General features: G+C 71.4%; 12 protein-coding genes. 8 read left to right on the forward strand and 4 right to left on the reverse strand.

The annotated features are described in order from the left end of the window. Window positions 1-165: 165 nt before the first annotated feature. Complete coding sequence (locus ACZ7P3_RS26680) at window positions 166-429, reverse strand: WhiB family transcriptional regulator (RefSeq protein WP_010986447.1); 264 nt, start codon at window positions 427-429, stop codon at window positions 166-168. Window positions 430-1048: 619 nt separating this feature from the next. On the opposite strand from ACZ7P3_RS26680, the gene ACZ7P3_RS26685 reads away from it, so the two are divergent. The 4 genes from ACZ7P3_RS26685 to ACZ7P3_RS26700 all read left to right on the forward strand — a co-directional run bounded on the left by ACZ7P3_RS26685 (window position 1049) and on the right by ACZ7P3_RS26700 (window position 5170). Further along, window positions 1049-1555 carry a cysteine dioxygenase gene (locus ACZ7P3_RS26685; protein WP_472085575.1) on the forward strand — a complete coding sequence of 169 codons (507 nt, stop codon included), beginning with the start codon at window positions 1049-1051 and terminating at the stop codon, window positions 1553-1555. A gap of 54 nt (window positions 1556-1609) precedes the next feature. Beyond that, window positions 1610-2587, forward strand: a complete 978-nt coding sequence (gene cofD / locus ACZ7P3_RS26690) for a 2-phospho-L-lactate transferase (protein WP_472085576.1) — start codon at window positions 1610-1612, stop codon at window positions 2585-2587. After that, window positions 2584-3900, forward strand: a complete 1317-nt coding sequence (locus ACZ7P3_RS26695) for a coenzyme F420-0:L-glutamate ligase (protein ID WP_472085577.1) — start codon at window positions 2584-2586, stop codon at window positions 3898-3900. Before cofD ends, ACZ7P3_RS26695 begins: the two co-directional genes overlap by 4 nt. Before the next feature lie 259 nt (window positions 3901-4159). Further along, on the forward strand, window positions 4160-5170 hold the full coding sequence (locus ACZ7P3_RS26700) for a DNA-3-methyladenine glycosylase family protein (protein ID WP_472085578.1): 1011 nt from the start codon (window positions 4160-4162) through the stop codon (window positions 5168-5170). A gap of 422 nt (window positions 5171-5592) precedes the next feature. Here the strand turns inward: ACZ7P3_RS26700 and manB are convergent, their stop codons facing one another. Then, window positions 5593-6675 carry a mannose-1-phosphate guanylyltransferase gene (gene manB, locus ACZ7P3_RS26705; RefSeq protein ID WP_472085579.1) on the reverse strand — a complete coding sequence of 361 codons (1083 nt, stop codon included), beginning with the start codon at window positions 6673-6675 and terminating at the stop codon, window positions 5593-5595. Between the two features lie 199 nt (window positions 6676-6874). After that, window positions 6875-8281 carry a peptidoglycan recognition protein family protein gene (locus tag ACZ7P3_RS26710; protein WP_472085580.1) on the reverse strand — a complete coding sequence of 469 codons (1407 nt, stop codon included), beginning with the start codon at window positions 8279-8281 and terminating at the stop codon, window positions 6875-6877. Window positions 8282-8392: 111 nt separating this feature from the next. On the opposite strand from ACZ7P3_RS26710, the gene ACZ7P3_RS26715 reads away from it, so the two are divergent. The 4 genes from ACZ7P3_RS26715 (at window position 8393) to ACZ7P3_RS26730 (ending at window position 14393) form a co-directional block, all read left to right on the forward strand. Next, the gene (locus ACZ7P3_RS26715; RefSeq protein ID WP_472085581.1) at window positions 8393-9148 is read left to right on the forward strand and encodes a TIGR03089 family protein; all 756 of its coding nucleotides are present in this window, start codon (window positions 8393-8395) and stop codon (window positions 9146-9148) included. A gap of 338 nt (window positions 9149-9486) precedes the next feature. Further along, complete coding sequence (locus tag ACZ7P3_RS26720; protein ID WP_472085582.1) at window positions 9487-10668, forward strand: LCP family protein; 1182 nt, start codon at window positions 9487-9489, stop codon at window positions 10666-10668. 232 nt (window positions 10669-10900) lie between these two features. Further along, on the forward strand, window positions 10901-12664 hold the full coding sequence (locus ACZ7P3_RS26725; protein ID WP_472085583.1) for an LCP family protein: 1764 nt from the start codon (window positions 10901-10903) through the stop codon (window positions 12662-12664). 130 nt (window positions 12665-12794) lie between these two features. Continuing rightward, the gene (locus ACZ7P3_RS26730; protein ID WP_472085584.1) at window positions 12795-14393 is read left to right on the forward strand and encodes an LCP family protein; all 1599 of its coding nucleotides are present in this window, start codon (window positions 12795-12797) and stop codon (window positions 14391-14393) included. Window positions 14394-14596: 203 nt separating this feature from the next. On the opposite strand, the gene ACZ7P3_RS26735 is transcribed toward ACZ7P3_RS26730, so the two are convergent. Continuing rightward, a complete protein-coding gene (locus tag ACZ7P3_RS26735; protein WP_472085585.1) occupies window positions 14597-15625 on the reverse strand; it encodes a glycosyltransferase family 2 protein in 1029 nt (342 codons plus the stop codon). Window positions 15626-15681: the final 56 nt, after the last annotated feature.

The raw sequence follows: 15681 nt of genomic DNA on the forward strand, positions 1-15681 counted from the left end.
GAGGGGACAGCGGGGCGTCTCGGACGAGCGACCACACTATCGGCTGGGCATAACGACGGCCCGCCGCCTGTGGATAACCCACCGGCGACGGGCCGTGTACATGCCCTGTGTGCAGAAGATCGCGCCGTTCGGTAAGACGGCGGCGAAGAAGCGGTCAGAGGCCGGTCAGATGGCGGCCTTCTTCAGCCTGCGGCGCTCACGTTCGGACAGACCGCCCCAGATACCGAAGCGCTCGTCGTTGGCAAGGGCGTACTCGAGGCATTCGGAGCGCACCTCGCAGGCGAGACAGACCTTCTTCGCCTCTCTGGTGGAGCCGCCCTTCTCGGGGAAGAAGGACTCGGGGTCGGTCTGGGCGCACAGCGCGCGCTCCTGCCAGCCGAGTTCCTCGTCCGCGTCGTCGACCAGCAGTTGCTGCACCAGCTCGGTCATGTGCGCCCCTCGTCTGTCTTTCGCGTCCCCGTGCGTAGCCGTTACCGATTTCGGCTGAACGACACGAGTGAAATTACAAGTGTGCTGCTCCGGGCGAGTCAAGCCGAGATCTGCTATTGAGCCCGTTATTCACTCTGCGGAACCAAGGCCATGCGGAAAGTGTTCAAATCGCCATAAACCTCAGCACGCAGATGAGACCCGGAAGGGCGGCGCATCCCGCACAGGTCTCTGTACGAAGAAGGACGTCCCTGCGTTCGATCGCGTTCCGCGGGGCCCGAGCGCTCGGTTGTGCGCCATGTGTCCGGGGATCTAGATGCACAAACCTTTCACCTGACAGATGAACCGGATGAGGTGAAACATGTCCCACATACCGGGCGCCGAGTTGACAGTGCGCGTGTGAGCCGATGTCCTAGTGGGCATGCTCGCGAACTTGGCGCTCACCTCGACCCGCACCGCCGGGTCCCTCGGTGCTGCCCACGTTCGCTGTAGCTGTTGTTGCTGTTCCAGCTGTTGAGCCGACCCGCTCCAGCTGTCGCCCGGTCCTCCGACCCGGCCGCTCCCTCCTTTGCAGGACCCCAGTTCAGGGCCCCACTCTTCCGCCGAGGAATCACAGCACCCGATGAACAGCGACAACGACCTCCAGATCGCCGGCGACATCCTCGAAGTCCCGCACCTGCTCCAACCACCGCGCGAGCACCCGGCCACCGTCGCCGAGTTCGCGGGCCTCGCCCGTGCCATCGCCGCCGACCGCTCCCAGTGGGCGCATCTCGTCCGCTACGACGCCACCACCCGCTGGTACCACCGGCTGCGCACCGGCCCCGGCTACGAGGTGTGGCTGCTGTCCTGGGTGCCCGGGCAGGGCAGCGGACTGCACGACCACGGCCGCTCCTCCGGCCTGCTCACCGTGCTGGAGGGCGCGCTGACCGAGCGCACCGAGCGCGGCACGCGCGCGTTGCAGACCGGCGCGCAGCGGGTGTTCGCGCCGGGGTACGTGCACGAGGTGGTGAACGACGCGCTGGAGCCGGCGGCGAGCCTGCACGTCTACTACCCGGGCCTGACCGAGATGCCGATGCACGCCTCCCCCGACTGCCAGGCGCGCACCGAGCCGCGCGCGGTCACCGCCTGAACGAGCGGTCGACCGCCTGACGCATTGTCGTAGCCGCCTGCCAGACTTGGGCCCATGCGCATTGTGGTTCTGGCAGGCGGCATCGGTGGTGCCCGGTTCCTGCGCGGTCTCAAGCACGCCGTATCGGACGCGGACGTCACGGTCATCGGCAACACCGGCGACGACATCCACCTCTTCGGGCTGAAGGTCTGCCCGGACCTCGACACGGTGATGTACACGCTGGGCGGCGGCATCAACGAGGAACAGGGCTGGGGGCGGGCCGACGAGACCTTCCACCTCAAGCAGGAACTGGCGGCCTACGGCGTCGGCCCGGAGTGGTTCGGGCTCGGCGACCGGGACTTCGCCACGCACATCGTGCGGACACAGATGCTGGGGGCCGGCTATCCGCTGAGCGCGGTCACCGAGGCGCTGTGCGAGCGCTGGAAGCCGGGCGTGAAGCTGATCCCGATGACCGACGACCGCGTGGAGACCCATGTGGCCGTGACCCTGCCCGACGGCGACTCCGGCGAGGGCGAGCGCAGGGCCGTCCACTTCCAGGAGTACTGGGTACGGCTGCGCGCGTCGGTCCCGGCCGAGGCGGTCGTGCCGGTCGGCGCCGAGCACTCCGAGCCCGCGCCGGGGGTCCTGGAGGCCATCGCCGAGGCGGACGTCATCCTCTTCCCGCCGTCCAACCCGGTCGTGTCCGTCGGCACCATCCTCGCCGTGCCGGGCATCCGGGAGGCGATCGCGGACGCCGGCGTGCCGGTGGTGGGCCTGTCCCCCATCGTCGGGGACGCGCCCGTGCGCGGGATGGCCGACAAGGTGCTGGCCGCGGTCGGCGTGGAGTCCACCGCCGCCGCGGTCGCCGAGCACTACGGCTCGGGGCTGCTGGACGGCTGGCTGGTCGACACCGTGGACGTGGGCGCGGTCGAGCGGATCGAGACGGCCGGGATCCGCTGCCGGGCCGTACCGCTGATGATGACCGACTTGGAGGCCACGGCGCAGATGGCGCGGGAGGCGCTGGCGCTGGCCGAGGAGGTGCGGGGAGCGTGAGCGAGGAGCGTCCCGAGAACCCGGAGTACCGGGTCCGGGCCCTGTCCGGGATCCCCGAGGTGCAGCCCGGCGACGACCTGGCCAAGCTGATCGTCGCGACCGAGCCCGGCCTGGCCGACGGGGACGTGCTGGTCGTCACGTCCAAGATCGTCTCCAAGGCCGAGGGCCGGATCGTCCGGGCGGCCGACCGGGAAGGCGCGATCGACGCCGAGACCGTGCGCGTGGTGGCCCGGCGCGGCACGCTGCGCATCGTCGAGAACCGGCAGGGCCTGGTCATGGCGGCCGCCGGTGTCGACGCCTCCAACACCCCCACCGGAACGGTCCTGTTGCTGCCCGAGGATCCGGACGCGTCCGCGCGCGCGATCCGCGAGGGGCTGCGCGAAGCCCTCGGCGTCAACGTGGGTGTCGTCGTGACCGACACGTTCGGGCGGCCCTGGCGTTCGGGGCTCACGGACGTGGCGATCGGCGCCGCCGGCGTGCGGGTGCTGGACGATCTGCGCGGGGGCACGGACGCGTACGGCAATCCGCTCGTCGCCACCGTCGTCGCCACCGCGGACGAGCTGGCCGCCGCCGCTGACCTGGTCAAGGGCAAGGCGGCCGGGCTGCCGGTCGCCGTCGTGCGCGGCCTGCCCCAGGTGGTGGCGCAGGAGGACGGCGAGGGGGCGCGGGCGCTGGTGCGCTCCGCGCAGGACGACATGTTCCGGCTCGGCACCTCCGAGGCGGTCCGGGAGGCGGTGACCCAGCGGCGCACCGTGCGGGCCTTCACCGACCAGCCCGTCGATCCCGGTGCGGTGCGGCGCGCGGTGGCCGCCGCACTGACCGCTCCGGCGCCGCACCACACCACGCCCTGGCGCTTCGTGCTGCTGGAGTCCGAGGAGTCGCGGGTCCGGCTGCTCGACGCGATGCGGGACGCCTGGATCGCGGACCTGCGGCGGGACGGCAGGACGGAGGAGTCCGTCGCCCGCCGGATCCGGCGCGGCGACGTCCTGCGCAACGCGCCCTTCCTGGTCGTGCCCTGTCTCGTCATGGACGGCTCGCACACCTACGGGGACGCGCGACGGGACGGCGCCGAGCGGGAGATGTTCGTCGTCGCGGCGGGCGCGGGTGTGCAGAACCTGCTGGTCGCGCTGGCCGGGGAGCGGCTGGGCTCGGCCTGGGTGTCGTCGACGATGTTCTGCCGGGACGTGGTGCGTGAGGTGCTCGCGCTGCCGGCCGACTGGGACCCGATGGGCGCGGTGGCCGTCGGGCATCCCTCGGGAGAGCCGGGACCGCGGCCCCAGCGGGACGCCGAGGCGTTCATCGAGGTGCGGTGACTGTCCCGTTCGGGGCGCGTCCCGTACAGGGCGTGTCCCGTACAAGGCCTGTCCCGTACGACGCACGTCTCATACGGGGCGTGTCCCGTACGAGGCTTGTCCCGCACGACGCACGTCTCATACGGGGCGTGTCCCGTACGACATGTCTCTTCTGCGACGAGCAGCCCGTACGGCCGTCGGGCCTCCCCTAGTCTCATAGGACAGACCCCCGGCACCGGGGGCAGACCTCTCGGCACCGGCACCCCTAGGACCTCATCCCGTGGCAGGACGCTTCGCTCCGCGCCCCACCCGTACGACCGTGCGCGGTGGGGAGGTCGCCCTGCCCGCCGGAGTGCCGCGGCAGGCCACGGCCCCGGCCCGGTCCCGGCGGTGGGTGCCGGACGGACCGCTCGACCTGGGACTGGTGCTGGGGCCGCTCAGGCGCGGGCCCGCCGACCCGACGTTCCGCGGGACGCGGGACGGTTCGGTGTGGCGGGCCGCCCGGACGCCCGCCGGGCCCGGGACGCTACGGGTGCACGGGTACGACGGTGAGGTGCGCGCGGAGGCCTGGGGGCCCGGGGCCGAATGGCTGCTGGAGCAGCTGCCGGAGCTGCTCGGTGCGGCCGACGAGCCGGACGCGTTCGTGCCCCGGCACCGGGTGGTGGCACTGGCGCGGCACCGCAGGCCGGGGCTCAGGCTGACCCGGACCGGGCTGGTACTGGAGTCGCTGATCCCGTCGGTGCTGGAGCAGAAGGTCACGACCGACGAGGCGTACCGGGCGTGGCGGTTGCTGGTGCGGAGGTTCGGGGAGCCGGCGCCGGGGCCCGCGGGGGCGGGCGAGCGGCCGATGTGGGTGATGCCCGCGCCCCGGACCTGGGCGCTGATTCCGTCCTGGGAGTGGCATCGGGCCGGGGTCGACGACAAACGCGCCTCGACGATTCTGCGGGCCGTCCGGGTCGCCGCCCGGCTGGAGCAGGCGGTGGGGATGCCGGCGGCCGAGGCTCAGGCGCGGCTGGAGGTCGTGCCGGGGATCGGGCCGTGGACGTCCGCGGAGGTGGTGCAGCGCAGTCATGGGGCGCCGGATGCGGTGACGGTCGGGGACCTGCATCTGCCGGGGATCGTGGGGTGGGCGCTGGCCGGGGATCGTCATGCGGACGACGCGGAGATGCTGCGCTTGCTGGAGCCGTATGCGGGGCAGCGGCATCGGGCGGCGCGGTTGATCCTGTTGAGCGGGAACGGGCCGGCGCGGAGGGCGCCGAAGATGCCTCGGGTGGACATCGGGCTGCTGTGAGATGTGCGGCCGGGTGCTTGACGGCCGGGCTGCGGCCGGGTGCTTGAGGGCTGGGTGCTTGACGGTTGCCCGGTGTCGGGGCGGGCCGGGGGTGGGTGTCGCTTGCCCGCGCTTGCGGGGTGCCGCCGCGCCCACCCGTGCCGCCCCAGCGGCACGACTGCCCGCGGTTGCGCAGGTACGACGGGCCGGGGACGGAGGGCGCAGCCCCCAAGGACGGCCCCCTTGGCCGCCCTCAGGGCTACTGGTCCGAAGAAAACAGGACCACCGGTCCGAGCAGAACGGGACCATCGGTTCGAGGAGAGCAGGGCTGATGGTCCGAGCAGAACGGGACCATCGGTTCGAGGAGAGCAGGGCTGATGGTCCGAGCAGAACGGGACCATCGGTTCAAGGAGAGCAGGGCTGATGGTGCGGGAAGGGCAGGGCTACTGGTCCGAGGAGAAGCGGACCGCGCCTGCGGGGATGCGGGCGTCGCACCACACACGGGCGCCGTCCCGCAGCTCGTTGTCGGGGCCGACCACCGCACCGTCGCCGATCACCGTCCCGGTGAGCACGGAACGTTCGCCGACCCGGGCACGCGTGCCGATGAGGGAGTCGGTGATGACGGCGCCGGGCTCGATGACCGCGCCGGGCAGGATCGTCGAGCCGAAGACCCGCGCCCCCTCCGCGACGAACGCGCCTTCGCCGACCACGGTGCCGCCCGTCAGCTTCGCGTCCGGCGCCACGCTGGCCGTCGGCAGGATCAGGCGGTCCCCGCAGCGCCCCGGGACGGCCGGGGAGGGCGCGCGCCCGAGCACCAGGTCGGCGGAGCCGCGCACGAAGGCCGCCGGGGTGCCGAGGTCCAGCCAGTAGGTGGAGTCGACCATCCCCTGCAGATGGGCTCCGGCGGACAGGAGGTCCGGGAACGTCTCGCGCTCCACCGAGACCGGCCGGCCCGCCGGGATCGTGTCGATGACCGAGCGGCGGAAGACGTACGCCCCCGCGTTGATCTGGTCGGTGACGATCTCCTCCGGCGTCTGCGGCTTCTCCAGGAAGGCGAGGACGCGCCCCGTCCCGTCGGTGGGGACCAGACCGTACGCCCGCGGGTCCGTCACCTTGGTGAGGTGCAGGGACACATCCGCGCCGGTCGACTCGTGGGTGCGCACGAGCCGTCTGATGTCCAGGCCCGTCAGGATGTCGCCGTTGAAGACGAGGACCGGGTCGTCGGGGCCGGAGTGCAGCCGCGAGACCACGTTGCGCAGGGCGCCGCCCGTGCCGAGGGGCTCCTCCTCGGTGACGTACTCGATGTGCAGTCCGAGCGAGGCGCCGTCGCCGAAGTAGGGCTCGAAGACCTCGGCCAGGTAGCTCGTCGCGAGGACGATGTGGTCCACGCCCGCCGCTTTCGCCCTCGCCAGCTGGTGCGTGAGGAACGGCACGCCGGCCGCCCTGACCATGGGCTTGGGTGTGTGGACCGTGAGCGGACGCAGCCGGGTGCCTTTGCCGCCGACCAGGAGGATCGCTTCTGTCACCTGTCGTCTCTGCTTCCTGCCGGGACCGGTCGAACTACTCGTTTCGGCCGGCCAGTGTATGCAGACCGTGCGACGGTGCCCTCGATGGCCGTGCGGTGTCCCGCGAGATCGGCGTACGGTTTCCCCCGACCGCCCCCCTGCCGCCCCCGCGCCTCCCCCACTCGTCCCCCGACGGCGGTGAACGCATGCCTCCCCGCCCTCAGCGCCCCTGATACCGCGCTGCGCTGGAACGGGCCGTGCCGAGCTTGGCGTAGAGCCGTTTGCCCGGGCAGGTGGTGGCGAACCCGTCCTTATGGCCGGAGATCACGTTCAGTCGTACGTTCTTCCCCTTGGGGTACAGATTGCCACCGCCTGACGTCAGATATGTCTTTCCGCGCGGATTGGCCCCATAGAGCCCGAGCTTCCACGCGGCGAGCCGGGCGACGGCCTTCACCGCGGCACCGGACGGCTTGGCCGTGCCGAAACTGCCGATCACGGCGATACCCATGCTGTTGCTGTTGAAGCCGAGGGTGTGGGCGCCGCGCACCGCTTTCGCCACGCCCCCGGCGCGGCCCTCGTAGAGGGTTCCGCACTTGTCGACGAGGAAGTTGTAGCCGAGGTCCCGCCAGCCCATGCTCTTGACGTGGTAGCGGTAGATACTGCGGATGACGGAGGGGGCCTGGGCGCAGGTGTACTTGTTGCCCGAGGCCGTGTGGTGCAGGAAGACCGCCTTGACCTTCTTCGTGTACACGAAGCCGTGGCCGCGCAGTTTCTCGTCCGCGCCCCAGCCGCGGCGGGTCACGATCCGCGGGCGCGGTCCGATGTGGGGCTTCACCTTCGGGCCGCCCCCCTGCAGACGGCTCAGTTCCCGCTCGGTGTCGCGCCGGCTCAACTCGGGGATCTCCAGGGCGCCGAAGGGCGCGAAGTCGGCGTCGGCCTCGTAGGCGGCGGCCGTCTCTCCTGTTGACGAGCCGGGGTGGGGCGTGACCGCGGACGGTACCCGGGGCGGTTCCCCGTCCCCCGGGTCCACGAGTTCCAGGCGCAGCCCCGCCGGCAGGGCCGGGGCCGAGTCGCCGGTACGGCCGCCCGCGGCGCCGGGTGCCGTGCTCTGCGGGGAGTCGGGGCGCACCCGTACGTCCACGCCGTCCGAGTCGCCCACCCACAGCGGTGCGGTGGCCCCGCGCACCCGGCCCGAGGCCCGCTCTTCGGTGCCCGGGTCGGCGCCGTGGTCCTCGTTGTGCGTCTCCAGGTCCTGCCAGTCGGACCACTGCCCGGTGGCCGAGGACCGGCTGCGGACCTGGACCCGGCCCTTCAACTCGGCGTCCGGGTCGTCCCAGACCACGCCGACGAGCGAGAAGTGCCGTACGTCGACGCTGTACAGGACCTGCTCGGGGGCCGGGCCGAGGATGCGTTCGCGGGGGTGGGGGACGAGGGGCAGCGACTGGGTGCTGCCCGGGACCGCGGCCTCGGCCACCCGGCCCGTGGCGGCCGTCCGTTCCGCTCGCGGGGAAGCGGCGGCCGCGGGCAGGGCCGCCGGGAGCGCGAGGGCGGCCGCGCATGTGACGCCGAGCGAGGTGGCACCGATCGAGGAAGTCAGGAATCCACGCATGCTGATGATCCTGGACATAGTCATACAAATATGTCCAACGGTGAACTGACGGTCCGTCGGGAAACGTTCCGCCGAACCGGTGGCACCGCCGCACGGTGCACAAGCCCGCCCCGGCGTACTCTTGCGCGGGTGAACGCCACCGATCGCACCCCTGCCGACCTGCTGCGTTCCGCGCTCGCCGCGGACCCCGGCCGCCCCCTGGTGACCTTCTACGACGACGCCACGGGCGAACGCGTCGAACTGTCCGTGGCCACCTTCGCCAATTGGGTGGCCAAGACCGCGAACCTCCTCCAGGGCGACCTGTCCGTCAGCCCCGGCGACCGGGTCGCGCTGCTGCTGCCCGCGCACTGGCAGACGGCCGTGTGGCTGCTCGCGTGCGCGTCGGTGGGGGCGGTGGCGGATGTGGCCGGGGATCCGGCGTCCGCCGATGTCGTGGTGAGCGGGCCCGACTCGCTGGAGGCGGCACGGGCCTGCCGCGGGGAGCGGGTCGCGCTCGCGCTGCGGCCGTTGGGCGGGCGTTTCCCCGAGACGCCTTCGGGGTTCGTCGACTACGCCGTGGAAGTGCCGGGCCAGGGCGATCAGTTCATGCCGTTCGCGCCGGTGGATCCGGAGGAGCCGGCGCTGATCGTTGCGGGGGCCGAGTTCAGTGGCGGCGAAGTCACCGAGCGGGCCTCGGCGGACGCGGGGTCGCTGCGCCTGGCCGGGCCGGGCGCGCGGGTGCTGTCCGCCCTGCCGTACGACACGTGGGAGGGGCTGAGCGCGGGGCTGTACGCGCCGTTGGCCGCCGGGGGGTCGGTGGTGCTCTGCCGGAATCTGGACCGACTGGACGAGGAGAGTCTCGCGAAGCGGATCGAGAGCGAGAAGGTGACCGTCTCACGCCACTGAGCAGAGGCCGCACGGGCTGCCGCGTGCGCCGCCGCGAAGACCTCACGGGCTGCCGCACGCGCCGTCACGGAGGCCACGAGGGCTGCCGCGCGCGCCGCCGCCGAGGCCTCACGGTCGTATCGCGAGTGCGGCTGCACCGGGGCTCGGCCACACCCGCCGGGTGGCCCCGGACACCGCCGCAGCCCGCGCCGGACGGACCCGGACACCGCCACGGCCCCGTGTCCGCGGTGGCGCTGTCGTCACCCGCTCGGAGCAGTACAGGGCGCCTCCGCTCCCCCTCCCCGCCATCGTCGTAAGAGCAGGACGCCACGCTCGTACGGCATGAGGGGGCCCGCACCGTGACCGGCACCGCTCGGCGGGCCCTCGGGCCCGGTCTCGGCTCCTCGGCCACCGGGGACGGGCTCGTGCGGCGGCGTCGACGGCGGTGGGTCAGGGGTTCGGCGCTGGCGGTGGCCGCGCTGGTGGTGGCGGCGGCCGGGGGCGGCTGGGCCGTGTACGCCAAGCTCAGCGCCAACATCACCCCGGACGAGGCGGCCGCCGCGGAACTCGCCCGCTACGAGCGGGAGCGGCCCACCGAACTGGTGCGGGGCGCGCAGAACATCCTGCTGATCGGGTCCGACACCCGGGCCGGGGACGGCAACCGCAAGTACGGGCGGGACCTGGGCACCGAGCGGTCCGACACCACGATCCTGCTGCACCTGCCCGCCGACCGGCGCAGTGCCACCGCCGTCTCGCTGCCCCGGGACCTGATGGTGGACATCCCGGCCTGCCGGCAGCCGGGCGGCAGTCGCAGTGAGCCCGTGTTCGCGATGTTCAACCACGCCTTCCAGACGGGCGGTTCGGCCTGCACCATCCGTACCGTCGAGAAGCTGACGAACATCCGGGTCGACCATCACATGGTGGTCGACTTCAGCGGGTTCAAGGACATGGTCGACTCCGTCGATGGCGTACAGGTGTGCCTGAAGGAACCGATCAACGACAAGGCGGCGAAACTGAAGCTGCCCCGGGGCCGGGTGACCCTCGACGGGGAGCAGGCGCTCGGGTACGTACGGGCCCGCAAGTCGCTCGGCGACGGCAGCGACACCGAGCGGATGGAGCGGCAGCAGCGGTTCCTCGGTGCGCTGGTCGACAAGGTGCAGAGCAACGACGTCCTGCTGAACCCGGTGAAGCTGTATCCGCTGCTGGACGCGGCGACCTCCTCCCTCACCACCGATCCGGAACTGGCCAGTCTGCGCGGTTTGTACCAGTTGGCGCGCGGGCTGCGTGACATCCCCACCGAACATGTGCAGTTCCTGACGGTGCCGCGGGAGTCGTACGTCTACGACGCGAATCGCGATCAACTGGTGGAGCCGGAGGCCGAGAAGCTGTTCGCGCGGCTGCGGGCGGACCGGCCGGTGGCGGTGGCCGAGGGGGACGGGCACGAAGCGCCGCGACAGGCTCCGCAGGCGGACCGCGGCAGCGGCGCCTCCCCCGCCCCCACGTTCAGCGGCAACACGGCCGCCGAACACACCTGTGGGTAATGCGCTTACCAAGTCGACGAACTTCAGTCCAGGAAAATGAGGGGGATTGCCCAGTTGTAGGCAGAGGGAATTTGTCAGCGGCGTCGCTTGACGCTGAACTGGGCGGATAGTGTGAGCGATCCGGTGCACCCGGCCGCGAGGTCCGTCCTGGGGTCGTGCACTGATTCACCGAGACCCGAGCGCCTTTGAGGGGGAAGGCGCCGCGTGGCCCCGACGGAGGATTCGGACAACCGTGGACGCGCAAGGCCGTGGGCGGGCGGACAACATCGACCCCGCAGACCAGTGGGTACTCAATCCGAAGACCGGCGAATACGAACTGCGACTGACCCCTTCCGCACCGCAGTCGTCGGTCCCCGGCCCGCGGAGACCGAAGGGGGACAGCGGCGGCAGCGCGCGCGGCCGGCGCGAGGCGCCGCCGGGTCAGACGCGCGAGACGAAGCAGGCGCTCGAGACGAAGCAGACGCGTGGCGCCGACGTGCCCGCACAGCGCCGGCGCCGGGGCGCGGAGCCCGAGCCGCCGCCGGGCCGGCGCGGCCGGCGGCCGGTGAAGAAGAAGTCGAAGGCCAAGAAGGTGCTGGCGTGGACCGGTGGCGGCATGGCGTTCGTGCTGGTCGCCGTCGGCACGGCCGGCTACCTCTATCTCAAGCACCTCGAGGGCAACGTCACCACGACGGACGTCGGCAGCGCGGGCAAGAAGGGCTTCAGCAAGGACGAGGCCTTCAACATCCTGATCATCGGCACCGACAAGCGGACCGGCAAGGGCAACGAGGGCTACGGCGACAAGGGCAGCGTCGGGCACGCGGACACCAACATCCTGCTGCACGTCGCGAAGGACCGGACCAACGCGACCGCGCTGAGCATTCCGCGTGACCTGATCGTCGATGTGCCGGACTGCGAGACCAAGCAGCCCGACGGCAGCGAGAAGGTGATCCCCGGCACCGAGGGCGTCCGCTTCAACACCAGCCTCGGCCAGGACGGCCGGGACCCGGGGTGCACCATGCGCACCGTGAAGGCGGTCACCGGCATCGAGCCGGACCACTTCATGATGGTGGACTTCAATGCGGTCAAGACGCTGACGACGGCCGTGGGCGGCGTCAACGTCTGCCTCGCGCACGCCGTGAACGACAAGGAGTCGCACCTGAAGCTGCCCGCCGGCGAGTCCACGGTCGAGGGCGAGCAGGCGCTGGCCTTCGTGCGCACCCGGCACAGCTGGGGCAACCAGGGCGACCTGGACCGGATCAAGGTGCAGCAGCAGTTCATGGGCTCCCTGATGCGCAAGATGTCCTCCAGCGACACGCTCACCGACCCCACCAAGCTGATCAAGCTGGCGGAGGCCGCCACCAAGGCGCTGACCGTGGACACCGGCATCGGCAGCGTCGGCACCCTCAAGGACGTGGCACTGGAACTGAAGAAGGTGCCCCCGAAGAACATCTCCTTCGTCACCCTGCCGGTGCAGGACAACCCCGCCGAGAAGGTCCACGCGACCGTCGTCGTCGACCAGGCGGCGGGCCCCCCGGTCTTCGACGCCATCAGGAACGACGTCTCCTTCACCGAGGTGAAGAAGAGGCAGAAGGCGGCCAAGGACGCGGCGGCGGCCCGGCTGAAGGGCACCAGGTCGCAGCCCTCCGAGGTGCGGGTGCGCATCCTCAACGGCGGTGCCGAAGCGGGCAGCGCGCAGGAGACCCTGCAGTGGCTGCAGACCCAGGAAGGGGTGCTCAAGTCCGAGAACGCCGGCAACGCACCGGCGGGACTGGGCAGGACCACACTGGAGTACGCGCCCGACCAGGCCGCCCAGGCGCGCGAGCTGGCCTCCCTGATGGGTCTGCCCGGAAGCGCGCTGAAGCCGGGCAAGAGCGTCACCAACTCCCAGGGGCTCCCGGCGATGACGCTGACCCTGGGCAAGGACTTCAAGGGTGCGGGGGTGTCCCTCACCGCTCCGTCCAAGGCGCCGGACGTGGACAAGTCCACGGCGGACAAGGTGAAGTGCGCTTCGTAGGTAACCCAACGGGTCCGTCGTGCGTCTAACTGGGGGCGGGACGGACCCGTGGCATGGCGCAAGGGCGGGGAGGGCAGGAAGTTTGGCGCAGAGCGATGTGCGGGGGAAGGATCCTGCGGTAGACGACACGATGTCGCTCGCACCGCAGTCACCGGACGCGTCGGACCGGTCGGACGGGCACGGCGGCGGACGCCGCAAGGGCCGCTCGAAGACCGACCGGCAGCGGCGCCGACGGCGTGCTCTGCGCTGGTCCGCGACCGTGCTGGCGGTGGTGATACTCGGCACGGCCGGAGCCGGCTATCTGTATTACGAGCATCTGAACGGCAATATCCGCAAGGGCGAGCGCAGCAGCGGCGACGACTCCAAGGCGCAGCGGACCCGGCCCAACGCGGCCGGCCAGACACCGCTGAACATCCTGCTGATCGGCTCCGACAGCCGTAACTCCGACGAGAACGTGAAGCTCGGCGGTGCCAAGTACGACCGCGGCAGCCCGCCGCTCGCCGACGTGCAGATGCTCATCCACCTCTCCGCGGACCGCAAGAGCGCCGCCATGGTGAGCATCCCCCGGGACACCCGGGTCGACATCCCCGAGTGCAAGGACCCCGACACCGGCAAGGTCTACCCGGCGACCAACGCCATCATCAACACCACGCTCGCCCGGGGCGGGGCCGGCTGCACGCTGGCCACCTGGGAGAACCTCACCGGGGTCTACATCGACCACTGGATGACGATCGACTTCTCGGGCGTGGTGAACATGGCGGACGCCATCGGCGGTGTCGACGTCTGCGTGAAGCAGAACGTCTGGGACCACTCGACACCCGCCCAGCACGGCGGCTCGGGGCTGAAGCTGACCGCCGGGACGCACAAGGTCGAGCACGTCCAGGCGCTGCAGTGGCTGCGCACGCGGCACGCCTGGGGCAGTGACGTGATGCGCGCCCGCGCGCAGCACATGTACCTGAACTCGATGATCCGGACGCTGAAGTCGCAGAACGTCTTCACGGACACCGGCCGGCTGATGGACCTGGCCGAGGCGGCCACCAAGTCCCTGAAGGTCTCCGAGGAGATCGGCACCGTCAAGAAGCTCTACGACCTGGCCATGGAGCTCAAGTCGGTGCCGACGGACCGCATCACGTCGCTGACGATGCCCAACGTCGAGGACCCGCAGAACGGCGAGCACGTCGTGCCGGTCAAGGCCGGCGCCGACGCGATGTGGCAGATGCTCCGCGACGACGTGCCGTTCGACAAGAACGGCAAGGAGTCGGGTACGAAGCAGGTCGCGAGCAAGTCCAAGGCCAAGACGCCGTCCGTCGAACCGGGCCGGCTCGGAGTGCTGGTGCAGAACGCCACGGGGACGTCCACCGAGGCAGCGGTTCCCAACCGGGCGCGGACGATCGCCCAGGCACTCGGCCAGGAGGGCTACGACAGGGCGTCGGCCGACACCTCGGGGGTGGCGAAGTCCGCCGACGAGACGGTGGTGCAGTACCCGAGCGCCGAGCTGGAGGGTGACGCCCAGGCCGCCGCCAAGGCGCTGGGAATCCCGATGAGCGCGGTGAAGAAGTCGACCGATGTGTCGGGTGTCACGGTCGTCGTCGGCGCGGACTGGCGCACGGGCACGGCCTTCCCCCAGCAGAAGGCCCCGAAGGCGGGCGACCTGCCCAGCGGCTCCGACGCCATCAACGGCTCCGACTCCTCGCAGTGCATGGACGTGTACAAGCCCTACCAGTGGTAGGCCTGTAGGCCCGCAAGGCCGAGGGCCCCTCCCTCTGACGGGGAGGGGCCCTCGGCATCTGCTCAAGGCCTCTTCAAGGACCGGACTGAATGCCCGGGCGCGGCGGCGCCCGGCTCAAGGCCCTTCAACGGCCCGCTCAAGGCCCTTCAACGGCCCGCCCAAGGCCCGGCTCGGGCCCGGCTCGGGCCCGGCTCAAGGCCTGGTCAGCGAGCGTTCAGCACCGCCGGACGGCGCGAGGCGATGACCCGCTTCGCCAGGGCCTTCGGGCTCGTCAGGAACCCCCAGCCCCATGACATGTGCATGGTCGCCAGGGCCAGCGGGATCTGCAGCCGGGCCTTCAGAGGCAGGCCCCTGCCCGCGGGAACGGACCCCGCGACGATCGCCGCCAGATAGCCGCCGGGGATCACGAAGCCCCACGGCGTGAGGGCCGCGCCCACCACGACACCCGCGGCTATCGCGCACACCGCGGTCGGCGGGGCGAGGTAGCGCAGGTTGATGGAGCCCTCGTGGTAGCGGGCGACGACATGGCGCCAGCGGCCGTAGTCCTTGTACTGCTTGGCGAGCGCCTTCACGCTCGGCCGCGGCCGGTACGACACCTTCAGCTCGGGCGAGAACCAGATCAGGCCGCCCGCCTCGCGGATGCGGAAGTTCAGCTCCCAGTCCTGGGCGCGGATGAACTCCTCGTTGTACCCGCCCTGCTGTTCGAGGGCCTCGCGGCGGAACACCCCGAGGTAGACGGTCTCGGCGGGCGCGGCGTCGCCACCCGTGTGGAAGGCCGCGTTGCCGACACCGATCTTCGAGGTCATCGCGGCGGCGACCGCGTGCTCCCAGTCGTTCTCGCCCTCGGCGTGCATGAGGCCGCCGACGTTCTGCGCGCCGGTCTCCTCCAGCAGCCGTACGGCGGTGGTGATGTAGTTCGGGGAGAGCATGCCGTGGCCGTCGACGCGCACCACGATCGGGTGGCGGGAGGCCTTGATCGCCGCGTTCAGCGCGGCGGGGGTGCGGCCGGTCGGGTTCGGGACGGTGTGCACGCGGGGGTCTTCGGCGACCAGCTCGGCGGCGATCTCGTCCGTGCGGTCCGTGGACGGACCGAGGGCGATCACGACCTCCATCTCGCCGGCGTACTCCTGCGCGAGGATCGCTTGGACGGCCCCGCGCAGATGCCGCTCCTCGTTGAGGACGGGCATGATCACAGAAACGGCGGGGAGCCGCACGTCGGGCTTGGCGTTCATAGGACGCTCACGTTACCGCGAACGGGGGACACCGTTGCGCGCCGCCGGGGCTGCGG

The organism is Streptomyces sp. NPDC107581, assembly GCF_055657175.1.